The sequence below is a fragment of the Enterobacter cloacae complex sp. P2B genome, assembly GCF_014895985.1.
GTDB lineage: Bacteria > Pseudomonadota > Gammaproteobacteria > Enterobacterales > Enterobacteriaceae > Enterobacter > Enterobacter bugandensis.
Map to the genome: position 1 here is coordinate 78,125 of NZ_JADBQQ010000018.1, position 24,458 is coordinate 102,582.

Consider the following 24,458-nt stretch of genomic DNA (forward strand, 5'->3'; position numbering starts at 1 on the left):
TTGCCAACCTTATAGGGTGTAAAACTTAAAAGAATGATGACATGCCACCGAAAGCCCGACGTACTCCTTATGCGATCGTCACGCATGGCGATACGCGCATAGACAACTACTACTGGCTGCGGGACGATTCGCGTTCCCGGCCAGAGGTGCTCGACTACCTGCACGAGGAAAACGACTATGGCCGCAGGGTCATGGCCAGCCAGCAGGCGCTGCAGGACCAGCTGCTGAACGAAATGGTGCAGCGTATTCCCCAGCGCGACATCTCCGCGCCCTGGACCAAAAACGGCTATCGCTATCGCCATATCTATGAGCCGGGCAACGAGTATCCCATCTATCAACGACAGTCGGTATTAAGCGCCGAGTGGGATGAATGGGACATTCTGCTGGATGCGAACCAGCGTGCCGCCCACAGCGAGTTTTATACCCTGGGCGGTATGTCCATCTCCCCGGACAACACCATCATGGCGCTGGCGGAGGATTATCTCTCCCGGCGCCAGTACGGCCTGCGTTTTCGCAATCTGGAAACCGGCAACTGGTATCCGGAAATGCTGGAAAACGTCTCCCCGGATTTTGTCTGGGCGAACGATTCCGAGACGGTCTACTACGTTAAAAAGCACGCCTCCACGCTGCTGCCTTATCAGGTGTGGCGCCATACCGTAGGCACGGACTCAGCCGATGACGAGCTGGTCTATGAAGAGAAAGACGAAACGTTTTATGTCAGCCTGCATAAAACCTCCTCGCGCCACTATGTGATTATCTTCCTCGCCAGCGCCACCACCTCGGAAGTGCTGCTCCTGGATGCCGAACTGCCTGACGCCCAGCCGCTCTGTTTCCTGCCGCGCCGCAAGGACCACGAGTACAGCCTGGATCACTTCCAGCACAGCTTTTATCTGCGTTCGAATCGTGAAGGCAAGAACTTTGGTCTGTACAAAACCAAGGTGCGCGACGAGCGCAAGTGGGAGGTGCTCATTCCCGCGCGGGATCAGGTGATGCTGGAAGGGTTCACGCTGTTTACCGACTGGCTGGTGGTGGAGGAGCGCCAGCGGGGGCTGACCAGTATCCGGCAGATCAACCGTAAAACGCGTGAGGTGATAGGGATTGCGTTCGACGATCCGGCCTACGTCACGTGGATCGGCTTTAACCCGGAACCTGAATCGTCCCGGCTGCGCTACGGCTACTCGTCGATGACTACGCCGGATACGCTCTTTGAGCTGGATATGGATACCGGACAGCGCCAGGTGCTTAAGCAAACCGAAGTGAAGGGCTTTGATTCCGACAATTACCGCAGCGAACACCTGTGGGTCACCGCGCGCGATGGCGTGGAGGTGCCGGTTTCGCTCGTTTATCACAAGGCGCATTTCCAGAAGGGTAAAAATCCGATCCTGGTCTACGGCTACGGCTCCTATGGCTCCAGCATGGATGCCGACTTCAGCAGCAGTAGATTAAGCCTGCTCGACCGCGGCTTTGTTTTCGCCATTGCCCATATTCGCGGCGGCGGCGAGCTGGGGCAGCACTGGTATGAAGACGGGAAATTCCTGAAAAAGAAAAACACCTTCAACGACTATCTCGACGTCTGCGATGCGCTGATTGAGCAAGGCTATGGCGATCCTCAGCTTTGCTTCGGCATGGGCGGCAGCGCGGGGGGGATGCTGATGGGGGCGGTCATCAATCAGCGTCCCGATCGCTTTAAGGGCATTGTTGCGCAGGTCCCGTTTGTCGATGTGGTTACCACTATGCTCGATGAGTCCATCCCTTTGACAACCGGAGAGTTTGAGGAGTGGGGCAACCCGCAGGATGAAACCTATTATCGCTATATGAAAGAGTACAGCCCGTATGACAACGTAGAAGCGAAAGCGTACCCGCACATGCTGGTGACGACCGGTTTGCACGATTCACAGGTGCAATACTGGGAACCGGCAAAATGGGTAGCAAAGCTGCGGGAGCTGAAAACCGATGACAACCTGCTGCTGCTCTGTACTGATATGGACTCCGGGCACGGGGGGAAATCGGGTCGATTCAAATCCTACGAAGGGGTGGCCCTGGAGTATGCCTTTTTGATAGGCCTGGCGCAGGATACGTTGCCAGGCCGTGTGCAGCGTTAAGCTTCACCCAGATAGTGTTTCAGGGTTAAGCGCAGCTCCGGGCTCATTTTGTCGAGGTTGTTATACAGCCAGCGCAGATAGCCCGGATCTTTATCTGCAATATCCGATACCGCTCTCCCGCGGTATTTGCCGAAGGTGAACGTCGTCAGCAGCGCAGGGCGTCCGGTGATCGTTGCCATATCATTCGGCGTCCAGCCCGATGTGTTCATAATATCTATGAGCAGCGCAGCGGTGATATAGCAGTCATACAGGGCGCGGTGATGGTGCAGCCCTTCAGGGGTTCTGACGCTGAGCTTGCGGGATTTATACAGCGCCATATTGCTGTACTTGATCCCTGGCCAGAGGCGACGCGCCAGCTTCATGGTACAAATCCACTCCCCGGGCATTTCGGGGAGTACCCGACGGTCAAAGCTGGCGTTGTGGGCAACGTACCATGGGCTGCCGTAGTAGTGCGGGATAACGTCTTCTATCCAGGGTTTATCCGCCACCATTGATTCTGTAATGCGATGGATAGCCATGGCCTGTGGGCTAATAGGACGATCGGGACGCACCAGATGGCTCATCGGGTTGACGATTTTTCCATCAACCACGTCGACCGAGGCCACTTCCACAATTCCGCCCTGAAGATCGCAAGTTTCGGTATCAATGACGCGCAGCATGAAAATCTCCTGAGCTTAAAACGCTTAGCCTAAAGGAATGATATCGCCTTGCCAACCCTGTCCGTTGCGCGTGCCGGTCAACAGGAGCTCACCCTTATCTGCCCGAACGATCAGCTGGCCTTTTTCATCCCATAACGCGCTGCCCGCGCCGGCATTTGCCATTAATACCGCGATGGCATACCTGTGCGCAAAGCGCTGCAGGGTATTGATGGACTGTCGCCAGCGGTAATCCCTCACCGACTGGCAGCTAGTGAAGAGTGTTGCCTGCGGATCAAGATTCGGTGAATCGCTTTGCCCATCTATAATCGTGAGTTGTTTATCACCCGGCACCAGGCTGGCGCCGCTCCCCTGAGGGTAACGCAGAATACGATCGCGAGAGGGGATAAACAGCGCAAGGCCTTTCTGGCGCTGACCGTTTCGTTCAACGGGAAGCCCTGCAATGAGGGTAATGCGGTAAAAATGCGCGGCGTCAAGCAACGGCTGTAGTCGATCGTCTTCGGGCGGAAGCGGTAATGCCGTCGCGCCCGGGCCGGTTAATGAGAGTTCCGGGAAAACCAGCAAATCGCACTGATGCAGTGCTGCTTCGGCAATAAAGTGGAGATGGTGCGCAATATGGTCATCTACGCTGTGATGCTGCCCGCCATACTGGGCTGCCGCAATATTCCAATGTGACATCGTGACTTCCTTATACACAGAGTCGCAGGGATTAAAGAGTACACCTAATTTAATCAGGGTTTTCTTATCCTGCCAGATTCCGCGTAAGGAAGTGTAACGAGTCGTTAAGCTTATTTAACTTTCGGCTCGTACGGCAAGCGGGAGAGGTTGACCGAGGCGAGACGGTGGGCAATTAACCTTTCGCGAAACCAGTCACGAAGATGGGCGGGCTGTTCTCGCTCCACCACTTCTGCCACGACGGGCATGTTGTAACGCTCTTTAAAGGCGACGCCAGCGGCAGCGAGATCGACATTCACTTTATCCATCTCGTCCTGAGGAAGGGCGGCCAGATTGATCTTCATTACCTTCTCCTTATTTTGCGGCGGCAACGTTACCGCGATTGCGCGACGATGACAAGCAGAGCGGGATGATCCTCGACTCGTTTATTATACAGCGTTATTCTTTAGCATACAGACATAACAAAAAGGAATGATTGTGATGGGTTTATCCGCTTCCCGCGCGGTATGCGCACTGGTTTTTTTGGCCTCAACGGTAATCTCACCCTCCGTGTTGGCGCATGCGCATCTTGAGCAGCAGAGCCCGGCAGCGGACAGCCAGGTGGCGTCACCGCAGGTGCTGACGCTGAATTTCTCCGAAGGTATCGAGCCCGGATTTAGCGGCGTCGTGGTGACGGATGCGCAAAAGCAGGTGATCAAAACCGGTACCGCCACGCGAGACGAAAAGAACAAAGCACAGCTGACCGTTCCGCTGGAACAGACGCTGGCGCCGGGGGCTTACCGGGTGGACTGGCACGTGGTTTCCGTCGACGGCCATAAAACCAAAGGCAGCTATCGCTTCAGCGTGAAATAGCATGCTGGGACTGTTATACGTAGGATTGCGCTTTATCCATTTTGCGGCGCTAATGCTCGTTTTTGGCAACGCGCTTTACAGCGTCTGGTTTGCGCCTTCCGGGCTGCACCGCCTGATGGCCCGGCGTTTCCAGCTCCAGCAGAGAGTGGCATCCATCGTCAGCCTGGCCGCTGCGATCCTGATGTTTATGCTTCAGGGCGGCTTAATGGGCAACGGCTGGGGCGATGTGTTTAACCCGCAAATCTGGTACAGCGTGCTGGGAACGCAGTTTGGTGGCGTCTGGTTGTGGCAAATTATCCTCGCTGCCATCACCGTTGTCGTCGCGTGGCTCGCGCCGCTGAAAGGCTCGCGCCTGCTGCTGCTCGCCATGGGCCAGCTTATCCTGCTGGCAGGGGTAGGGCACGCGGCGATGAGCGACGGCCCGATGGGAACGATACAGCGACTCAATCATGCTGTTCACCTGCTGTGTGCCGCAACCTGGGTAGGTGGGTTGCTGCCGCTGCTGTTTTGCATGCGTCTGGCGAAAGGACGCTGGCAGAACGCGGCCATCTATACCATGATGCGTTTCTCGCGCGTGGGGCATTATGCCGTCGCAGGCGTGCTGCTTACCGGCGTAGTGAATGCGCTGTTGATTCTGGGCATCCATATTCCCTGGCAGGCTGGCTACGTGCAGTTTTTGTTGTTCAAATGTGCTCTCGTGGCGTTGATGGTGGCAATTGCGCTGGCAAATCGGTATTTTCTGGTGCCACGGTTCCGTCCGGATTCCGGGCGCGCACAACAGATGTTTATCAGGATGACACAGGCAGAGGTGGTGCTGGGCGCGCTGGTTCTGGCAACGGTCAGTCTGTTTGCTACCTGGGAACCCTTCTGACAAGGTTAACTATTAAATGAAAAAGACAGTACTTTCTCTCTTATTGCTGGTCTGCGCGGGAAGCGCTCTGGCGGCACCGCAGGTAATCACCGTAAGCCGCTTTGAAGTGGGCAAAGACAAATGGGCCTTTAATCGCGAAGAGGTGATGCTGACCTGCCGTCCGGGCCATGCGCTGTATGCGATCAACCCGAGCACGCTGGTCCAGTACCCGCTCAACGATACCGCTGAGCAGCAGGTCGCCAGCGGCAAGAGCAGTGGTCAGCCAGTCAGCGTGATTCAGATTGATGACCCGGCCAACCCGGGGCAGAAGATGAGCCTGGCACCGTTTATCGAGCGCGCTGACAAGCTCTGCTGACGTTCAGGTTTCCAATAAAAAAACCGCAGATGCTCGCCAAAGCACTGCGGTTTTTCACTTTTAATGATGCTCTGACGCTTTTTTTCAGGCCACTTTTGCTGTGGACTGGAAAACCTGGCGTCGTCATCTATTCTTAAAAGGCAAGGCGACTTAGCCTGCATTAATGCCAACTTTTAGCGCACGGCTCTCTCCCAAGAGCCATTTCCCTGGACCGAATACAGGAATCGTATTCGGTCTCTTTTTATCTCTATGTTTCTCAAAGGTTTCTTCGGTTATGAACCGAAAACCCCGAGAATGGCTGGACAGTTCCCTATCCTGACTAAACCATAACATACTCAGGACCGCGTACGTCCAGGGTTTTTTGGCATCTTTGTTAAAAAATTGTGTCCTGGCGATCGCTGTGGAATCTTCGTCGGTGAAGTAAAGGCCCGGCCTGATAGTTAAATAATGAATTCCCTGAATTTATCTTTGTTGTTAACGATATACTCGGGGAAACTGTCTGCCGACAGCTCTTGCCTGATTAACTTCCTGTCTCGTCCCCAGATATCTTCGGCGTTTTTTATCACCTTCATGATATGTTCCGGGTTGTTGAACTCAGGCAGATCGTATTCCGTGTGGGAGATGGTGGACATTTTTTCTGATATGCGTTCAGGGGTCATAACCCATGAGAAATGCCAGCCACTATTTTCAATGATGCGATTGTTAAGTTTGAACCAGTTCCATTTAAGCCAGGACCAGTTTTTGACGCTTCTGGTGCGTTTAAGATTTCTGAAAGACTCAGGCTCGCCGCCAAAAAAATGAACGAGGTTTTTATATTTTGTGGCTCTCGGCAGTTTACATTTTCTTGGGGTGTTATCTGTATTAAAAACCTGCAGATTAAACTGATAATTATAAAAGTTCTGATAAAGCGTTGTGCAGAGTTTATTCGCGTTGATAGAGCCGATAACCTGTGGTGAAAAAATCTCGTCCACATCGGAAATTAAAATCAAATCATCATCTTTAGCACTTTTGAGGCCCTGCATGATGGCATTTCTCTGCGCGGCTTCATTCGCCCATGCATCCACCACCAGACCGTCCTGATGCCGATCGCCGCCGTCAGAGGCTTTCATGAGAGGTGTTTCATCATGCACAACATAAATAATTTTATCTTTAAAAGGACCGTATTTATTTATGTCAAAGTGAAGCTGCCGCTTTTTGCCGGTAAAGGTATGCGTTGACTCAACGATAACGAACCGATCAATAACGTCCGCTAGCGTATTTAGCCTGATATCAAGAAGCATATCTTCATCGTAATACAAGAAGCAGTCGTAAATCATCATCAAAGTCCTTAAATTTGCGTCTACACTGCGCTTTTCCAACGCATTCGCTATTTTCATTTCGCGCAATGCTAACTGAGCACCCCTGGCATATGCAAGAGTGCTCTGCTTTATCATTCCTTTCTCAAACCGAGTGCATTCTCTGTGCTGAGAGCGAAAACGCTTGTCGCGATTAGAAATGGGACTTAACGGACGCCTCAATTTCATCAAGCAGTTCAAAGCGACGACGGTATTCAGCGCGTTTTTTACTGGCTATCTCGTTGAGGGATTTGCGCTCCATCTGCAGCGGCAGCTGCCAGCAGAAGGCGGAAAGTTTTTTTCCACCCAAAGAATCCCAGAATTCGTCATAGCTGGCGTGGAAATGACGGCCTTTGCTGAGGCGATAGCGCAGCGCGCGGAAAACGTGTCCCTCATCGCTGACGGCAAAAATGGCCCGAACAGATGACTGCGCTGCCAGCTGGAAAAGTACCTCCATCAGCACGCGCTTGGGAAACAGGCCATGGCAGGCGCGAGTTGCCAGTTTAATGGCATCTCGTGACACGCAGCGACGGGGGCCCTGAAGTCCGCCAATGACCACAACGGGCTGGCCATTGCTGCGGGCGACGCTAAAGGTCAGGCTGGCAAGAAGCGTATCCTCGTTGTCGCGCAGCCAGAGCGTACTCTCACCTTCACGCTCGGCTTTGCCAGCTGAGGACGCATTAACCGTGTAGGTCACGCCGTCTTTGACATGGAACTGCGCGATAGGTTGTTCCTGCGCGCCGGTCATAGCCTGGGCAAGACGGCTCTCCTTCAGGTGATCGATCCAGTAGTAATGGTTAACGATAGCGTCGGCGCGATCGTTTGCCGTCAGACCGCGCATCAGGTACTGCCGATGGGTCTTGCTGGGCAACGTAATTTGCGATGTCAGCAGTTTGTCGAAATCGTCACGGCCAGAGAGGGCTTCCAGCATACGGTGGGTGGAAGACCAAAAGAGCAGGGAACGTAAAAGGAACTTCAGTCGGTAGTCGCGTTTCCGCCAGATTGGCCCCGGGACGCGTTTGCCGTTCACCAGCTCGGAAATAATATTCGTGCGATGCGGATAGAAAACATCGTTATGTAGCTGTGTATTAGACACGTGAAGACCTCTCGTTTTTATCTCCCCTTATTCTAAGGAGCCAGTAAAAAGGGATTAAGAGCGCGCGGATCTTTATTTCTCTTTGGTTTACCGTTTGTTTTACTTTGTAAGGGCTGCGCTGATCTTCTTGCGCTTTTGACGGCGGCTATACTGTTAAAGGGAGGCCTTATGTATCAGCGAATAGAAGGTGGAGAGTGGCGTCACGTATGGGTTGTCAGCGACATACACGGCTGTTACCAGAGGCTCATGGAGGAACTGAAACGCCGTCATTTCAATCCTCATGAGGATTTACTTATTTCCGTTGGCGATCTGATCGATCGTGGTCCGGACAGCGTGAAATCATTGCAGCTCATCAATGAGAAATGGTTTCGAGCAGTGCGGGGCAATCATGAGCAAATGGCAATAGATAGCCTGGATAATAATGATTTTGCGCTCTGGACAATGAATGGCGGAATGTGGTTTTCGCGGCTTGAGCATGAAGAGCAGCAGCGGGCGCGCTCGTTACTTAACGCATGCCGTGCGTTACCGCATATTATCGAAATTACCTGCGCGAACGGGGTGAACGTTATTGCTCATGCTGATTACCCGGCGGAGGAATACCGCTGGGAAAAACCGGTAAGCGCCCAGCGCGTGTTATGGGATCGCGACCGCCTGATGGGGTTTATGGTGGGCAAAGGGCAGGGAATTAGCGGGGCGGATCACTTCTGGTTCGGACATACGCCCGTCGACAGAAGGTATGATTTTGACAATCTGCACTACATTGATACGGGGGCCGTTTTTGACGGTTACTTTACGCTGGCGCAGCTGCAGTAATAAATAACCCGCCTTCGGGCGGGTTCTCTTTAGGTCAGGCAAGACGCATGACCCAGGCATCGGTTTTACTATCGTAATGCTCACGGTAAAGGACAGAGTGTTCGCCATCAAGTATTGCCGGGACGCTGGTGTCTGCATCCCATGCATCGAGCTGCATGCACAAATCCGGGTCGGATTTGCAGGGAATACTTAACGTTCGATCGCCTTGTGCTTCGCCGCGCAGTTCTGCGTCGTCGATCTCAAAAGCGCCAATACGCACGCTGGTTTTCGTCATAGTGCTCTCCGGGTCGGTTGTCAAAATCTGGTATGACCAGTATGGGCATCCATTTTTGATCGTAGACAAGGAGAGCAAAATCGCCAGTAAAAAAATGCGCTTTTTTCAGGCGGTGCGATCGTTACCGGTAAACAGTCGGCCATCCCGGACCAGTTCGCGTGGATAGCTGTTTTTAAGCCTTGAACCGACCTTTTTGGCCAGCCCCAGCGGGAATCCCTGATAGGTCACTACCACTTCATCTGCGGAAGGCGAGCTGTCAGGATAAACATCGCGGCCACGGTACCACTCTTCAGCTTCCTGGTGCGTCAGGGCGAACGTATTCTCGTGTCCGGCAAGCGCGATGACCGCCTCGTGCTGCCAGCGATAGCCCTTATTATGCACCTCCGCAAGGCGGATCCCGATTCGGGAAAAACGGACCTTTCCGATGAGCGGTGCGATCTCTGCCGGGAACAACCATACCTCTTTATCACGCACCCAGAGTTGCAGGCTCTGATCCAAGACCAGGCCAACCTTTTCGGCGGCGGCGACAAGCTGTGCTGCATCGCGCCCTTTGAGGGGGGCAAACGGGAAATTGCCGACCTTGAATTTGGGGGCGGGCAGGGGAGTAATCGCCTGCGTTTTACGCAGGCGCGCCACAAAGAACCCTTCGCAGTCGTAAATCTGCGGGAACACGTGGAGGAAACCTTCCGGCGTGACCGCCTCCTGTGCCGAGGAAAACAGATCGTTGAGCGGCAGGAACTCGACCGCATCCGGGTATTGCGCTTTCAGCCACAGGCAGACGTCTTCGTTTTCATCCCGGTTCAAGGTGCACGTTGAATAGACCAGCGTGCCGCCGGGGCGCAGGGCGTGGAACGCGCTGTCGATCAGCTCCCGCTGCGTGGCGGCGATCTCAAGATTGCTCTCCACGGACCAGTTCTTTAACGCATCGGGATCTTTACGCACTACCCCTTCACCGGAGCAGGGGGCGTCCAGCAGGATGGCATCAAACATTTCCGGCAGGGCGGCACCAAAGACGCGACCGTCGAAGTGCGTAAGAGCGACATTATGAATACCGCAGCGGCTGATATTGGCATGCAACACCTTCACGCGGCTGGCGGAAAATTCGTTGGCGAGGATTGCTCCGCGGTTGCCCATGCGCGCGGCAATCTGCGTGGTTTTCGAACCGGGCGCGGCGGCGACATCCATCACGCGTTCAGGCGCGTTGCCGTCGGCGAACAGGGCGGCAACCGGTAGCATCGAGCTCGCTTCCTGAATATAAAACAGACCGCTCAGATGTTCTGCGGTACTTCCCAGCGGCACCGCGTCTTCGTCATCGCGGTCGATCCAGAATCCCTCTTCACACCACGGAACCGGCGTAAGCTGCCAGCCGTACGGAGAAACCAGGGCCAGAAAATCCTCGACGCTGATTTTCAGGGTGTTGACGCGAATGCTGCGGCGTAACGGACGCTGACAGGCGGCGATAAAATCGTCCAGCGACAGATGAGAGGGAAGCGCCTCGCGCATCTGCGCCAGGAATTGATCGGGAAGAAATACGGAGTTTTGAGCCACGAGCACACCACAGGGAAAAGTTCAGGTGCGCAGTGTAACATAAAGGCTCCGGTGCGTTGACACCGGAGCCTGTCAGATTAACGCGGCAGGGCCGTTCCCCATTCGCGCCACTCTTTCGGTTCGCTTTCCAGCAGCAGGAAGTGTTTACCCGGCTGCGCTTTCGGCGCCAGCGGCGTTCCCGGCGGGGTGGCAAACGCAATACCGCCGCGGATGAACTGGTTGAAGGTACCGGTTTTCACCACGCCACCCGTCAGGCCGAAGTCCAGCGAATAGCCGGATGCCAGCCAGAACACCGAGTTATTACGCACCAGATGCTGGTAACGCTCGCTGATGCGTAGCGCCACCATCACGCGGTCGGAGAGCGTGCCGAGCGTGAGGCCCGTTACCGTACCCACCTCAATGCCGCGGAACAGCACCGGCGTACCGATGCCAAGCGAGCCCGCTTCCGGCACTTCCACCACAATGCTCAGGCCGCCAAGGTAGCGCGAGTCGGTAATGGTAGCTTCCTGCAGCTCGAAATCACGACGGGCTTTGCCCTGACCGGGTTCGACGTTGATGTAAGGCTGCAGAATGGTGTCGAGATGCTCAACGCCCGCGGCCGAAATCTGCGGGGTTACCACCGAGAAGCGGGAACCCGAGCGGGCGAAGGTCTGCACATATTCCGGATAAAGCACGGCGGTGGCCTGCACCTCGTTGCGCGAGGTGATGAGCGTCAGCTTCTGGATCTGCCCGATATCAATGCCCAGGTAGCGAATTGGCATGCCCTCCGCCAGCTTGCCGGCATCGAACGCATGCAGGGTAATCTGCCCACCCACGGCACGCGCGGCGGTTTCGGATGGGAAGAGAATGCGCTTATCGCCTTTACGCAGGTTCGCGCCCGCGCCGCTGAGGTTATCGAAGCTGATCGCCCCGCGCAGCGCGCGCGAGAGCGGGGAGGCCTGCACGGTCAGGCCGTTGCCGTTAAGCTGCACCTTCGCGCCGCCCTCGGCCCAGAAGACGCTGTTTGGGGTCAGCAGCTTGCGGTACTCGGGCTTGATATGCAGTTCGATATCAAACGCGTCCGCACGCGGGCGAACGGCGATCACCTCCCCAACCTCAAACTTGCGGTAGAGCACCACGGAGCCCGCCTGAACGTCAGGCAGCGTCTCGGCGCTTAAGGTCAGGGTCGTGGTTGGCATATCGCTCAGGCTGTTTTCAATCGCTTTGTCCAGGTTGGCGTACAGCGGGTAGCTGTCTCGAACGGCGCCTTTATTGCCCGGCAAAATGCGAATACCGCCGTTAACCCATTCGCTGGCGCTGGCGCCGAGGAACTCCACGCCGTCCAGACCCACCTTCACGTCGACGCGGCTGTTCACCACGAACTTACTGTCGCCATGGACGAGGTTGCTGTATTGCGGATCGATAGCTACCGAGAAGCTCACGCCATTTTCGGAGAGCGTTCGCTCCAGCACCTGACCCACCTGTACGCCGTGCAGAATCAGCGGCTGACCGGCCTCAATGCCGTAACTTTCAGGCGCATTGAGCGTAACCGTCACGACGCCCGGTTTTTGCAGCAGCGCTTTATCCGCCGGGGCAATGACGAAGCTATTGCTGGGCTGACCTTCACCGGGGATCAGTTCAAAGGTATTTCCGGTCAGCAGCGTGCTGAGGCTGGCATCGTTCAGAGAGAGTTTAGGGCTGCGCATCTCGATGCGCGTTTTCTCGCGCAGGAGATCGACCACGCTCGGATCGACCGTCATTTCGCCCGTGAACGAACCGCCAGGGTTGAGCGTCATTTTGGTGAGCTGGCCGACCTGCAGTCCCTGGTACATCAGCGGCGTTGACCCCGCTTTCAGCCCTTTGGCATCAGGCAGAACGAGCTTAACGATCACGCCACGCTGGCTGTGCGCCAGATCCGGGTATAAACCGAACGTGTCATCGGCCGTGGCAGGGCTTGAGTTTTCCGGGGAGTCAAAGGCAATGGCACCGTTAACCAGGGCGGCCAGACTCTCAAGCTTTACTTTTGCACCGCTCAGGCTGAGGTCGGCATCGACGCCGGAAACGTTCCAGAAGCGGCTGCCTTTTTTCACCAGATTGGTGAAACGACGCTCGATCAGCACATCAATGGTGACGCCCTGTTTATTCGGGTTGATGCTGTAATCGTACACGCGGCCAACCGGAATCTTGCGGAAGTAGACCAGCGAGCCGCTGTTCAGCGAGCCCAAATCCGGTGCCTGAAGATGGATCATCAGATCGCCGTTATTGAGGCGGTATTTCGGCTGCGTATCCAGCGCGACAAAGTGATCCTGCGGTTCACCTTTGCCCGGCATCATGCCGATGTAGTTGCCGCCAACCAGCGCATCCAGCCCGGACACGCCGGCCAGGGAGGCTTTCGGCGTCACCAGCCAGAACTGCGTTTCGCTGCGAAGAGCATCCTGCATGTCAGATTTAATACTGACCCGCACCTGAATCTTGTTAAGCCCTTTTCCAAGGGAGATGTCCTGAACCGTACCGACTTCTACCCCCTGAAAACGAACGGGGGTTCGTCCGGCGACGATGCCGTCGGCGGTCTGAAAATCAATGGTGACGGTACTGCCGCGATCTTCATAGCTCGTCCAGATAAGCCAGCCTGCAATCATCAGGGCGATGACGGGCAGCAACCAGAATGGCGAAATGCGGCGTTTAGTTTTAATTCTCGCTTCAGTCGGCGAAGCGGGGGTTTCCTGACTCATGTGCATCCCAAAGTAAGCGGCTATCCAGCCATTCCACAGCAAGAATAGTCAATATCACCGCAGAGCCGAAATAAAAAGCCGCGGGTCCCATAGTAAAAGCAAGAAGCTGGTCGCGATTGATCAGCGACATCATCAGCGAAATCACAAACAGATCCAGCATTGACCAGCGGCCAATCCAGGTGACGAATCGCAGAAGCAGAATACGGGTACGTAAACCTTGTTCACACTTAAAGTGAATGCTGACGAGCAGGGTAAACATCACCACCACTTTGGTAAAGGGAACCAGGATACTGGCAATAAAGACGATGGCCGCCACCCCAACGTTACTGTGTGCAAGGGAGATAATACCGGAGAGGATAGTATCTTCCTGACGGCCACCGTTCACGTAAATAATGGATATCGGCAGCATATTGGCCGGGAACAGAAACACCAGGGAGGCAATCAGCGCCGCCCAGCATTTTTGCAGGCTGTTGTTGCGTCGTAACCTCAACGGTATGTGGCAGCGCGGGCAGCGTCCACGCTTGTCGGGCAACCCGGTGTAATGGCATCCCAGACAGACGCGGAGGTTTTCATCCGGGCGGGTGGCAGGGCGCTGCGGGTAAAAACGCTCCCAAAGCTGCTCAACGTTCAGGTGGATCAGTGTCAGGATGCTGAGCAATACCAGGCAGATAAAGGCAAAAAGCCCGACGCCCGGCTGCAGAAAGGCATAGTCCTGCACCTTGATTGATGCCACGCCCACGCCCACCAGATAGATATCCAGCATGACCCACTCTTTAAGCTTTTCCAGCATCAGCAATACCGGACGCAGGTTCATTCCCAGGATGTTACCAAACCACAGGTAGGCAATGGCTGCAACCAGCACCAGCGGCGCGCCGACAACGCAGAACAGTACCATGGCGGCGGTGAGAGGATCGCCCTGGCTCGTCATCTGCCAGATACCCTGCAGCACGTTAGCGTCAATGCGCACACCAAGCAGGTAAAGCTTCAGAAGCGGTTCGGTCCAGGCGAAAGGCATCAGCAGCAGCATGGTAACGGCCATAGCGGCAAGGCGGGTTAACGACCAGTCGCGGCCGTCACGAATTTTAGCGTCGCAGCGGGGACAAAAGGCGCTTTGGTGCGATTTCATCTTCGGCAACATAAAAAGCGTATCGCACTGGGGGCAACGCTGATAATGTGCACGAGGCAAAGCGTCGCTTACCGTATGGACAGTTATCTTTTTTGTCGGCGTAATTTTGGTTGTTTTTAAGGCCATCAGCTGCGCGCAAATAAGTATTGTTGAACGTTATATTAACTCATGAACGGATTCATCTTGAGCATGAGCGCATTTATTGCTTATTTTAATAGGCTATGCGGTAATTTTGTAAGACAACTAAGTGATTGAATAATGAACAAAACAGAATTCTACGCGGATCTGAACCGCGATTTTAAGGCATTGATGGCAGGTGAAACCAGCTTCTTAGCCACTCTGGCAAATACTAGCGCATTGCTGTTCGAACGGCTATCCGATGTGAACTGGGCTGGCTTTTATCTCCTGGAAGGTGAAACGCTGGTGCTGGGTCCGTTTCAGGGCAAACTGGCCTGCGTGCGTATTCCGGTAGGGCGCGGCGTATGCGGTACCGCGGTGGCCGAGAATCAGGTTCAGCGCGTGGAAGATGTTCATGCCTTTGACGGGCATATCGCCTGTGATGCTGCCAGCAATTCAGAGATCGTTCTGCCGCTGGTGGTAAAAAATCAGATTATTGGCGTTCTGGATATCGACAGTACGGTCTTCAGTCGCTTTACAACCGAGGACGAACAGGGGCTGCGCGAGCTGGTGGCGAATCTGGAAAACGTCCTCGCTGCAACCGATTATCAAAAATTCTTTGCGAGCGTCGCAGGATAATCAACGGATAACGTAGCATTTACTGATAGCGTCATTATAATGACGCCTGTTCATGCCTGCGCTTGTTGGCAACGTCCGTTGTAATCAGGAAATTTCATGGAAAATCAACCTAAGTTGAATAGCAGTAAAGAAGTTATCGCATTTCTGGCCGAGCGTTTCCCTCAGTGCTTCAGCGCGGAAGGTGAAGCACGTCCCCTGAAAGTCGGTATTTTTCAGGATCTGGTAGCGCGTGTTGAAGGGGAAATGAACCTCAGCAAAACTCAGCTGCGTTCTGCCTTACGTCTTTATACTTCGAGCTGGCGTTACCTGTACGGTATCAAACCGGGCGCGACCCGCGTGGATCTCGACGGCAACCCTTGCGGCGAGCTGGACGAGCAGCACGTAGAACACGCGCGCAAGCAGCTGGAAGAAGCCAAAGCACGCGTTCAGGCACAACGTGCAGAACAGCAGGCGAAAAAACGCGAAGCCGCAGCGGCAAACGGCCAGGAAGAAGCGCCTCGTCGTGAGCGTAAACCACGTCCTGCGCCGCGTCGTCACGACAATAACGATCGCAAACCGCGTGCAGACAAACCAGCAGCGAAAGCCCCTCGTGCGCCTCGTGAAGAGCAGCGCCATACTCCGGTTTCTGACATTAACGCCCTGAGCGTGGGTCAGGCTCTGAAAGTAAAAGCGGGCAACAACGCAATGGACGCCACCGTACTGGAAATCACCAAAGATGGCGTTCGTGTACAGCTGACTTCTGGTATGTCAATGATTGTACGCGCAGAACACTTGTTGTTCTGAAACGGAGGCCAAGCCTGGCATGAACACTTTTTTTAAGCTCACCGCGCTGGCGGGCCTGTTTGCCATAACAGGTCACGCTTTCGCAGTGGACGATATCACGCGTGTTGATCAAATTCCGGTACTCAAGGAAGAGACGCAGCACGCGACGGTAAGCGAGCGTGTAACCTCTCGCTTTACCCGCTCGCACTATCGTCAGTTCGATCTCGATCAGGCCTTTTCGGCCAAAATCTTTGACCGCTATCTGAACTTGCTGGATTACAGCCATAACGTTTTGCTCGCCAGCGATGTCGAGCAGTTCGCTAAGCGCAAATCCGAGGTGGGTGATGAGCTGCGGTCAGGCAAGCTGGATCTGTTCTACGATCTCTACAACCTGTCGCAGAAGCGCCGCTTTGAACGCTATCAGTACGCGCTGAAAGTGCTGGAACGTCCAATGGACTTCACCGGCAACGATACCTTTAATCTCGATCGCAGCAAAGCGCCCTGGCCGAAAGACGAAGCCGAGCTGAACGCGCTGTGGGATGGAAAGGTCAAATACGACGAGCTGAGCCTCAAGCTGACCGGCAAAGATGAAAAAGAGATCCGCGACACGCTGACGCGTCGTTACAAATTTGCCATTCGCCGTCTGGCGCAGACCAACAGTGAAGATGTTTTCTCACTGGCGATGACCGCCTTTGCGCACGAAATCGATCCGCACACCAACTATCTCTCTCCACGCAATACCGAACAGTTCAATACTGAGATGAGCCTGTCTCTGGAAGGTATTGGCGCGGTACTGCAAATGGATGATGACTACACGGTGATCAACTCCATGGTCGCGGGCGGCCCGGCATCCAAAAGCAAAGCGATAAGCGTAGGCGATCGCATTGTGGGGGTAGGACAAACCGGTCAGAGCATGGTTGATGTCATTGGCTGGCGTCTGGACGATGTGGTTGCGCTGATCAAAGGTCCGAAAGGCAGCAAAGTTCGTCTGGAAATTCTGCCTGCCGGTAAAGGCACCAAAACCCGTATCGTGACCCTGACCCGCGAGCGTATCCGTCTGGAAGACCGCGCGGTGAAAATGTCGGTGAAAACCGTGGGTAAAGAGAAGGTGGGTGTCCTGGATATCCCTGGCTTCTACGTGGGGCTGACCGACGATGTAAAAGTTCAGCTGCAGAAACTTGAGAAGCAGAACGTGAGCAGCGTCATTATCGACCTGCGCACGAACGGTGGCGGTGCGCTGACCGAAGCGGTGTCGCTCTCAGGCCTGTTTATCCCGTCTGGCCCGGTTGTACAGGTGCGCGATAACAACGGTAAAGTTCGTGAAGATGCTGATAACGACGGTGTGGTCTATTACAAAGGCCCGCTGGTGGTCCTGGTTGACCGCTTCAGCGCGTCCGCATCTGAAATCTTTGCCGCTGCAATGCAGGACTATGGCCGCGCGCTAATCGTGGGTGAGCCCACCTTCGGCAAAGGTACTGTTCAGCAGTATCGCTCGCTGAACCGTATTTACGATCAGATGCTGCGTCCGGAATGGCCTGCGCTGGGCTCCGTTCAGTACACCATTCAGAAGTTCTACCGCGTTAACGGCGGCAGTACGCAGCGTAAAGGCGTAACGCCGGATATCATGATGCCGACCGGCACGGAAGAGACCGAAACCGGCGAGAAGTTTGAAGATAACGCGTTGCCGTGGGACAGCATCAATGCTGCGACATTCGTGAAGGCGGGTGATATGACGCAGTTTGGCCCTGAGCTGCTGAAAGCGCATAATGAACGCATCGCGAAAGATCCGGAATTCCAGTACATCATGAAGGACATTGCGCGTTTCAATGCCCTGAAAGATAAGCGGAATATTGTTTCTCTGAACTACGCTCAGCGTGAAAAAGAGAACAACGAGGACGACGCAACGCGTCTGGCGCGTATCAACGATCGCTTCAAGCGAGAAGGTAAGCCTCTGCTCAAGAAACTGGACGATCTGCCAAAAGATTACCAGGAGCCGGATCCGTACCTGGACGAGACGGTGCATATCGCGCTCGACCTGGCGAATCTGGAAAAAGAGAAGCCTGCCGTACAGCCCGCTCCGGCAAAATAATCTCCCAACAGGCACAAGAAATTGTGCCTGTTTCTTTTTGTTCTGCATCCTTCCGTCAGGCTGATTTCCAATTGTGTAAAGTTGTGTCTTTCTGGTGACTTACGCCCACCGGATGCTTGAAAATAGCCGTAATACCCATACGATGTGGGTAATCGCATAGTGCGTTTTGTTAAACTGAGGTTAAAAGAAAATTATGATGCGAATCGCGCTCTTCCTGCTCACCAACCTGGCGGTGATGGTGGTTTTCGGGCTAGTGCTAAGCCTGACGGGAATTCAGTCGAGCAGCGTTCAGGGTCTGTTGATTATGGCGCTGCTGTTTGGTTTTGGTGGCTCTTTCATTTCCCTGCTGATGTCAAAGTGGATGGCGCTGAAATCCGTAGGCGGTGAAGTGATTGAACAGCCGCGTAACGACATGGAACAGTGGCTGATGAATACGGTGGCACAGCAGTCTAAGCAGGCAGGCATTGCGATGCCGCAGGTTGCTATTTACCATGCCCCGGATATTAACGCGTTTGCTACGGGTGCCCGTCGTGATGCGTCGCTGGTTGCCGTGAGCACCGGGTTGTTGCAGAACATGAGCCGTGATGAAGCCGAAGCGGTTATCGCGCACGAAATCAGCCATATCGCCAACGGTGACATGGTGACCATGACCCTGATTCAGGGTGTGGTGAACACCTTCGTTATCTTCATCTCCCGTATCCTGGCGCAGATTGCGGCTGGCTTCATGGGCGGCAACCGTGATGAAGGTGAAGAGAGCAACGGTAATCCGCTGATCTACTTCGCCGTATCGATGGTGCTGGAACTGGTGTTCGGTATTCTGGCCAGCATTATCACCATGTGGTTCTCCCGTCACCGTGAGTTCCATGCGGATGCCGGTTCAGCGAAGCTGGTAGGGCGTGAAAAGATGATTGCCGCCCTGCAGCGTCTGAAAACCAGCTACGAGCCGCAGGAAGCGAACAGCATGATGGCCTTCTGCATCAACGGCAAATCAAAGTCGCTGAGCGAGCTGTTTATGTCTCACCCACCGCTGGATAAACGTATTGAAGCGCTGCGCAGTGGAGAATACCTGAAGTAACGCTAAGCGCTTAAATAAGCCGGGCAGGAGAAGACTCCGCCCGGCTTTTTTTATGCCTGAGCGCCGGGTTGGGTCACGCGCAACCCGCTGACGATGGCTGCAAGGGTGGCAAGCGCACCTGCGGTGATAAGCGCAACGTGGTTGCCGTTTTGCCCGGCAAGGTTAAACATCAGGGCAACCAGCGCCGCACCGGTGCTTTGCCCCAGCAGACGCGCGGTCCCCAGCATGCCGCTGGCACCTCCGCTGCGGTGGCGCGGCGCAGAGGTAATAATGGTGTGGTTGTTGGGGGACTGAAACAGGCCAAACCCGGCTCCGCACAGAATCATGCGCCAGATGATGTCCAGATCCCCTGGCGATGATGGAAGCAGCGCCAGCGCGAAAAGACCTGTTGCCATCACGGCCAGCCCCACCGCGCCCAACAAACCGGCATGTACACGTTCTATTAAATAACCTGCCAGGGGGGCCATCACCATCGTCGCCAGCGGCCAGGGGGTTAACAGCAGCCCGGTCTCCACTTCGGAACGTCCTATCACGCTTTGCAGGAAGAAGGGCAGAGAAACCAGAGCCAGCATCTGGGCGCAGAATGAGCAGACGGAGGTGCAGATGGAAAGCGAAAAGAGGGGAATACGCAGCAGATCGACCGGCAGTAAGGGCACCGGCAGGGCAAGCTGGCGGCGAACAAAGAAGAAGCCCGTCACCAGCAGGGCAACAAGCTCCACGGCGGTTAGCATCAGGGATTGACCCTGCGCAAAACCGCTCAGGGCGGTAATCAGCAGACCAAAGGTGAGCGCATTCATCACCGCGCTTGCTACGTCAAAGCGCGGCATGGTGTTTTTCGGGCCGTTAGCAGGGAGAAATCGCAGGGCAAAGAAGATGGCTACGATACCCAGCGGCACGTTTATGGCGAACAGCCACTGCCACGAGGCGACAGAAAGAATGGCCGCTGCAATCGTTGGCCCGGCGGCAGAAGAGACCGCGACAATAAACGAATTTATCCCCATGCCGCGGCCCAGATGGCGGTGCGGATAGATTAAGCGGATTAGCGCCGTATTGACGCTCATCAGCGCCGCGCCGCCAAAACCTTGCGCGATGCGCGCCAGCGTCAGCGTATGCAGAGAGTCCGAAAGGGCGCACAGCAGTGATGTAAAGGTAAATACCACCAGCCCGCACTGATATACCCGACGGTAGCCGAACATATCGCCCAGAAAAGAAAAGGAGAGCAGGGAAACCACAATCGCAATCTGATAGGCGTTAACAATCCATATCGAACTGGCCGGGGAAGCATGCAGATCGGTGGCAATGGTGGGAAGGGCAACGTTCGCAATCGCGCCGTCAAGAACGGCCATTGAGATACCAATAATAATCGTAGCGATAGCGCCATACCGCTGGGGCAAAGGCAGGCCATCGGAAAGGTTCTTTTCCATCGGGGATAAATAGCTCAGAGTGAAATTATTCTCAGGGTAACTATTTTAGCATCGTTAACACCGTTTTATGTCGCAGATTTGTAACGAAGTAAACGCAGATTGATTGCAGGTAACATGACGGGAATTTATAATAAAAACCGGTTCTGATTTTTATAAAACACTCTCTATGAGGTGGTAAATGGCAATTGCGGATTTGGATAAACAGCCAGATTCAGTTTCTTCCGTGCTGAAGGTGTTTGGCATCTTACAGGCGCTCGGGGAAGAGCGTGAAATTGGTATCACAGAGTTGTCACAGCGCGTGATGATGTCGAAAAGCACCGTTTACCGCTTTTTGCAAACCATGAAATCACTGGGTTACGTTGCACAGGAAGGCGAATCTGAAAAATATTCTCTGACGCTGAAACTGTTTGAACTGGGTGCCCGTGCCTTGCAAAACGTGGATCTGATCCGTAGCGCGGATATTCAGATGCGCGAGATCTCCCGCCTGACCAAAGAGACTATCCACCTGGGCGCGCTGGATGAAGACAGTATTGTTTACATCCATAAAATTGACTCCATGTATAACCTGCGTATGTATTCGCGCATTGGTCGTCGCAACCCGCTTTACAGCACGGCAATCGGTAAGGTTCTGCTGGCGTGGCGCGATCGTGAAGAAGTTAAACAGATCCTCGATGGCGTGGAGTACAAACGCAGCACTGAACGCACCATTACTAACACCGATGAGTTATTAACGGTGCTCGACAAGGTGCGTGAGCAAGGGTACGGCGAAGATAACGAAGAGCAGGAAGAAGGGCTGCGCTGTATTGGCGTTCCGGTGTTTGACCGTTTTGGCGTCGTGATCGCGGGGTTGAGCATCTCTTTCCCAACGCTTCGCTTCTCGGAAGAGCGCCTGCACGAGTACGTGGCTATTCTGCATACCGCCGCGCGTAAGATTTCTGAACAGATGGGTTACCACGACTATCCGTTCTAACCCCGGTTAGCATAAAAAAAACGCCGCATCTTTGCGGCGTTTTTTATTCGTCGTTAACGCTGTGGCTCAGCCATTATCAATCACGACGGAGGTCTTACGCAGTACCGGGCAGTTGGTTAACCCAATGATCCCGCTATCAGAATGGAGATACTGCGCCGTGCTGACTCCCTGTGCTGTTAAATACTTACATTGAATGCCTAACCCTGCGGCGTTTTCGGTGCTTCCCACCAGCACGCCATAACCCGTTAAAAGAAGGCCAATCCAGAGTATCGCCAGTGCAACAATTGTACGAATAATTAAGCGCATTATTACCTCTTTATCATTGTTATCATGATGCTAGCCTAACCGGTTTACGTAATGAAACAAGTGCAGGATTCTGAAAAGAGCCTGATGGCGCTACAGTTAGTCCTTGTTTAAGATAACCGTGATAACCTGGTCATATCAGGTCTGTAAACGGAGTGTGGAGTGAAAAAAATACGCTGGGTGATTCTGATTATCGTGCTGATAGCGTGCGTGGTATTGTGGACGCAGACTATCAACGTGATGTGCGATCAGGATGTACAGTTTTTTAGCGGCGTTTGCGCAATCAATAAGTTTATTCCGTGGTAGCACGCATTTTTTCTTCAGGTGATTTCCTTCCTTCGCGCCAGTGGTAAAATAGACGTTTTTATTGAGGTGGTGAAATGGGTGAGTTACTGAATTCAGGGCTGCTAAATATGGCATCCCTGACGATCTCTTTGGTTGTTCTGCTGGTGGGGCTGGTCATTTGGTTTTTCGTAAACCGTGCCAGTTCACGTACCAATGAGCAGATCGAACTGCTGGAAGCGCTGCTTGAGCAGCAAAAACGGCAGAATGCACTGTTGCGTCGTCTGTGCGAGGCTAACGAGCCGGAAGAGAAAGAAGCACAAAAAGAAGCGGTCGCTGACGAGAACAACGATCAAGACGATTTTATCCGCCTGGTGGCTGAGCGTTAATCGTATTATTCCGGGAGGTGGCAGTGGTCTGGAAAAATCCCTGGTATGACCCCTCCCTGAAACATCACACCCCAAACGGTTTTCGTAATACCACTTCTGCAGGACACCAGCCTGGCGACCTTGACCGCTGGCGCAAAGAACGCAAAGCCGCTGGCTTACCGAAGCCGCCCGCGCTCGGCTACGATGACTTTATCCGGCGGTGGTGGCAACCGGCCGATCTTCAGCAGCCGCAGCAGGATGGGGCGTGGTGGCTCGGACATGCGAGCATCCTGCTGCAGCTGGACGGCAATTTCCTTCTTACCGATCCCGTTTTTTCAAGGCGCGCTTCTCCACTTCCTTTCTTAGGGCCGCAGCGTAGAACGCCTCCGGCACTCTCTGTCGATCAGCTGCACCAGCTTGACGCGGTCGTTATCTCGCATAACCATTACGATCATCTTGATGAACTCACTGTTCGCCACATTCTCAAACGCTTTCCGGACGTTAGCGTGTTTGTTCCTTTAGGCCTGGGCGGCTGGTTTCGCCGCCGGGGCGCAAAACAGGTGGTTGAGCTCGACTGGTGGCAGAGTTATACCTGGCAGGGGATAACATTATCCGCCGTACCGGCGCAGCACTGGAGTATGCGCACGCTCTGGAACCGCAATCGCTCATTGTGGTGCGGCTGGGTCTTTGAAGGGCGGCATCACCGGTTCTGGTTTAGTGGTGATACCGGCTATTCGCCTGAGCTGCTGTTGATACCGGAACGTTTGGGGAAAATTGATGCTGCAGCATTGCCCGTTGGCGCCTATGCTCCACGATGGTTTATGGCCGTACACCATATGGATCCCCAGTCTGCCGTTGCGCTGTGGCAACAGTTAGGTTGCCCGCTGGCGTTCCCTGTTCACTGGGGCGTGTTTGAGCTGGCGGATGAAGCGCTGGATGACCCCATAAAAGAATTAACTGATGCGCTGGATAATGTAGCACCAGTTAATAATACTTTCAGGATACTGAAAGTTGGCGAGTATTTACCCTTATAAACGAAGCGATAAATTGTTGCGTATATTGTGTATGTATTCGTCGTCAGGAAAATTTTAATTTTATCGAAACGTTTTGCTTGCCTTGTTTTGATGCAGAGTCATAAAAATTTCATTATTTTGGTGCATAACACTGCTAATTACCTGATGGATTTTAATACAGAAGGGTGCGGATTATTAACATCCTTTTTGGCTGAAACAATACGGTCACGTTACAATGATTTAAGCATAAGTTTTCACAATTTGTTCTAACTCAATCAACGCCAAAGATTTCTTTTCCCGAATGCTGGACGCATTGTAATGATTGAGCTATGTTAAAAAAGTCTTAGATTACAGCGGTTGTGCAAGCAGCGTTGAGTCTGTGTAAGGGAGTATAGCCGTCTGTTTGAGAAGCGCATAATTGTGCAATTCCTTACAGACAGTGTTCGAATTTGTGCGGCGGATCGAGACATGTTTAAAAATGGCTTGCCATATTAAACATAGTGTGTGATAACACGTTTTGGGTCAAACGAGGTACAGTTCTGTTTATGTGTGGCATTTTCAGTAAAGAAGTCCTGAGTAAACACGTTGTCGTTGAATACCGCTTCTCTGCCGAACCTTATATTAGTGCCTCATGCAGTAATGTCTCAGTTTTATCTCAGTTAATGCCTGCGGGCTAAGAAAACACTCTAAGGAATTTTGCAAAATGGCAAAGATTAAAGGTCAAGTTAAGTGGTTCAACGAGTCTAAAGGTTTTGGTTTCATTACTCCTGCTGATGGCAGCAAAGACGTGTTCGTACACTTCTCTGCAATCCAGGGTAACGGCTTCAAAACTCTGGCCGAAGGCCAGAACGTTGAGTTCGAAATTCAGGACGGCCAGAAAGGCCCAGCTGCAGTTAACGTAACTGCTATCTGATCGAACCGCTGCTGACTGGGGCGCATAGCGCTTCACTCTCAGACATAAAGCCTCGCATCATGCGGGGCTTTTTTATTCCCTATCTTTCAA

The 24,458-nt window shown here is 53.7% G+C and carries 25 protein-coding genes and 1 pseudogene; 15 read left to right on the plus strand and 11 right to left on the minus strand.

The window, feature by feature from the left end; genetic code table 11:
* Window positions 1-41: 41 nt before the first annotated feature.
* The gene (gene ptrB / locus IM313_RS16250; RefSeq protein WP_045260313.1) at window positions 42-2,102 is read left to right on the plus strand and encodes an oligopeptidase B; all 2,061 of its coding nucleotides are present in this window, start codon (window positions 42-44) and stop codon (window positions 2,100-2,102) included.
* Here the strand turns inward: ptrB and exoX are convergent.
* The 3 genes from exoX to IM313_RS16265 form a co-directional block, all read right to left on the minus strand.
* Entirely contained in the window at window positions 2,099-2,761 is a 663-nt protein-coding gene (exoX, locus tag IM313_RS16255; protein ID WP_192971757.1) for an exodeoxyribonuclease X, read from the minus strand. The two genes, ptrB and exoX, sit on opposite strands and share 4 nt — an antisense overlap.
* Window positions 2,762-2,785: 24 nt before the next feature.
* Window positions 2,786-3,436, minus strand: a complete 651-nt coding sequence (locus tag IM313_RS16260; protein WP_192971758.1) for a carbon-nitrogen hydrolase family protein — start codon at window positions 3,434-3,436, stop codon at window positions 2,786-2,788.
* 110 nt (window positions 3,437-3,546) lie between these two features.
* A complete protein-coding gene (locus tag IM313_RS16265) occupies window positions 3,547-3,777 on the minus strand; it encodes a DNA polymerase III subunit theta (protein WP_008500465.1) in 231 nt (76 codons plus the stop codon).
* 136 nt (window positions 3,778-3,913) lie between these two features.
* On the opposite strand from IM313_RS16265, the gene yobA reads away from it, so the two are divergent.
* From yobA to IM313_RS16280, 3 genes are read left to right on the plus strand one after another with little or no spacing between them, the layout of a single operon-like run.
* A complete protein-coding gene (yobA, locus tag IM313_RS16270; protein ID WP_045260311.1) occupies window positions 3,914-4,285 on the plus strand; it encodes a CopC domain-containing protein YobA in 372 nt (123 codons plus the stop codon).
* A gap of 1 nt (window position 4,286) precedes the next feature.
* Entirely contained in the window at window positions 4,287-5,156 is an 870-nt protein-coding gene (gene copD, locus IM313_RS16275; RefSeq protein ID WP_192971759.1) for a copper homeostasis membrane protein CopD, read from the plus strand.
* Between the two features lie 16 nt (window positions 5,157-5,172).
* A complete protein-coding gene (locus IM313_RS16280) occupies window positions 5,173-5,511 on the plus strand; it encodes a YebY family protein (protein ID WP_192971760.1) in 339 nt (112 codons plus the stop codon).
* 440 nt (window positions 5,512-5,951) lie between these two features.
* Here IM313_RS16280 and IM313_RS16285 read toward each other — a convergent pair whose 3' ends face one another.
* Together IM313_RS16285 and IM313_RS16290 are read right to left on the minus strand one after the other, a co-directional pair.
* Window positions 5,952-6,827, minus strand: a complete 876-nt coding sequence (locus IM313_RS16285) for a benzoate transporter (protein WP_192971795.1) — start codon at window positions 6,825-6,827, stop codon at window positions 5,952-5,954.
* A 172-nt stretch (window positions 6,828-6,999) separates the two neighbouring features.
* Window positions 7,000-7,941 (minus strand): VirK/YbjX family protein, encoded by a 942-nt coding sequence (locus IM313_RS16290; protein ID WP_192971761.1) that lies wholly within the window; start codon window positions 7,939-7,941, stop codon window positions 7,000-7,002.
* Between the two features lie 168 nt (window positions 7,942-8,109).
* Here IM313_RS16290 and pphA point away from each other — a divergent pair, with 168 nt between their 5' ends.
* Complete coding sequence (gene pphA, locus IM313_RS16295) at window positions 8,110-8,754, plus strand: protein-serine/threonine phosphatase (protein ID WP_192971762.1); 645 nt, start codon at window positions 8,110-8,112, stop codon at window positions 8,752-8,754.
* Between the two features lie 34 nt (window positions 8,755-8,788).
* Here the strand turns inward: pphA and IM313_RS16300 are convergent, their stop codons facing one another.
* The 4 genes from IM313_RS16300 to yebS form a co-directional block, all read right to left on the minus strand.
* On the minus strand, window positions 8,789-9,028 hold the full coding sequence (locus tag IM313_RS16300; protein ID WP_008500472.1) for a YebV family protein: 240 nt from the start codon (window positions 9,026-9,028) through the stop codon (window positions 8,789-8,791).
* 105 nt (window positions 9,029-9,133) lie between these two features.
* A complete protein-coding gene (gene rsmF / locus IM313_RS16305) occupies window positions 9,134-10,582 on the minus strand; it encodes a 16S rRNA (cytosine(1407)-C(5))-methyltransferase RsmF (RefSeq protein WP_203435474.1) in 1,449 nt (482 codons plus the stop codon).
* Between the two features lie 71 nt (window positions 10,583-10,653).
* Window positions 10,654-13,287: a PqiB family protein gene (locus tag IM313_RS16310; protein ID WP_192971764.1), complete on the minus strand. Its 2,634-nt coding sequence runs from the start codon at window positions 13,285-13,287 to the stop codon at window positions 10,654-10,656.
* Entirely contained in the window at window positions 13,256-14,539 is a 1,284-nt protein-coding gene (yebS, locus tag IM313_RS16315; protein WP_041909475.1) for a membrane integrity lipid transport subunit YebS, read from the minus strand. Before yebS ends, IM313_RS16310 begins: the two co-directional genes overlap by 32 nt.
* Window positions 14,540-14,671: 132 nt before the next feature.
* Between yebS and IM313_RS16320 the strand changes: the two genes are divergently transcribed.
* From IM313_RS16320 to htpX, 4 genes are all read left to right on the plus strand, one after another.
* Window positions 14,672-15,169: a GAF domain-containing protein gene (locus IM313_RS16320; protein ID WP_008500476.1), complete on the plus strand. Its 498-nt coding sequence runs from the start codon at window positions 14,672-14,674 to the stop codon at window positions 15,167-15,169.
* Between the two features lie 96 nt (window positions 15,170-15,265).
* The gene (gene proQ / locus IM313_RS16325; RefSeq protein ID WP_028013543.1) at window positions 15,266-15,952 is read left to right on the plus strand and encodes an RNA chaperone ProQ; all 687 of its coding nucleotides are present in this window, start codon (window positions 15,266-15,268) and stop codon (window positions 15,950-15,952) included.
* A 19-nt stretch (window positions 15,953-15,971) separates the two neighbouring features.
* A complete protein-coding gene (gene prc, locus IM313_RS16330; RefSeq protein ID WP_028013542.1) occupies window positions 15,972-18,020 on the plus strand; it encodes a carboxy terminal-processing peptidase in 2,049 nt (682 codons plus the stop codon).
* 193 nt (window positions 18,021-18,213) lie between these two features.
* A complete protein-coding gene (htpX, locus tag IM313_RS16335) occupies window positions 18,214-19,095 on the plus strand; it encodes a protease HtpX (RefSeq protein WP_010432647.1) in 882 nt (293 codons plus the stop codon).
* A 50-nt stretch (window positions 19,096-19,145) separates the two neighbouring features.
* Here the strand turns inward: htpX and IM313_RS16340 are convergent, their stop codons facing one another.
* A complete protein-coding gene (locus IM313_RS16340; RefSeq protein ID WP_192971765.1) occupies window positions 19,146-20,519 on the minus strand; it encodes an MFS transporter in 1,374 nt (457 codons plus the stop codon).
* A gap of 178 nt (window positions 20,520-20,697) precedes the next feature.
* Here IM313_RS16340 and kdgR point away from each other — a divergent pair, with 178 nt between their 5' ends.
* The gene (gene kdgR, locus IM313_RS16345; protein ID WP_014884288.1) at window positions 20,698-21,489 is read left to right on the plus strand and encodes a DNA-binding transcriptional regulator KdgR; all 792 of its coding nucleotides are present in this window, start codon (window positions 20,698-20,700) and stop codon (window positions 21,487-21,489) included.
* Between the two features lie 66 nt (window positions 21,490-21,555).
* Here kdgR and IM313_RS16350 read toward each other — a convergent pair whose 3' ends face one another.
* Complete coding sequence (locus tag IM313_RS16350; protein WP_041909477.1) at window positions 21,556-21,795, minus strand: YobH family protein; 240 nt, start codon at window positions 21,793-21,795, stop codon at window positions 21,556-21,558.
* A 159-nt stretch (window positions 21,796-21,954) separates the two neighbouring features.
* Between IM313_RS16350 and mgrB the strand changes: the two genes are divergently transcribed.
* The 5 genes and pseudogenes from mgrB (at window position 21,955) to cspE (ending at window position 24,368) form a co-directional block, all read left to right on the plus strand.
* Window positions 21,955-22,098, plus strand: a complete 144-nt coding sequence (mgrB, locus tag IM313_RS16355) for a PhoP/PhoQ regulator MgrB (protein ID WP_006175995.1) — start codon at window positions 21,955-21,957, stop codon at window positions 22,096-22,098.
* Between the two features lie 74 nt (window positions 22,099-22,172).
* The gene (locus IM313_RS16360) at window positions 22,173-22,463 is read left to right on the plus strand and encodes a YebO family protein (RefSeq protein WP_047364849.1); all 291 of its coding nucleotides are present in this window, start codon (window positions 22,173-22,175) and stop codon (window positions 22,461-22,463) included.
* Between the two features lie 23 nt (window positions 22,464-22,486).
* A complete protein-coding gene (locus IM313_RS16365; protein WP_075206584.1) occupies window positions 22,487-23,476 on the plus strand; it encodes an MBL fold metallo-hydrolase in 990 nt (329 codons plus the stop codon).
* Between the two features lie 524 nt (window positions 23,477-24,000).
* Window positions 24,001-24,145: pseudogene (locus tag IM313_RS16370) on the plus strand (DUF2627 domain-containing protein).
* A gap of 13 nt (window positions 24,146-24,158) precedes the next feature.
* On the plus strand, window positions 24,159-24,368 hold the full coding sequence (gene cspE / locus IM313_RS16375; protein WP_001062678.1) for a transcription antiterminator/RNA stability regulator CspE: 210 nt from the start codon (window positions 24,159-24,161) through the stop codon (window positions 24,366-24,368).
* Window positions 24,369-24,458 lie beyond the last annotated feature (90 nt).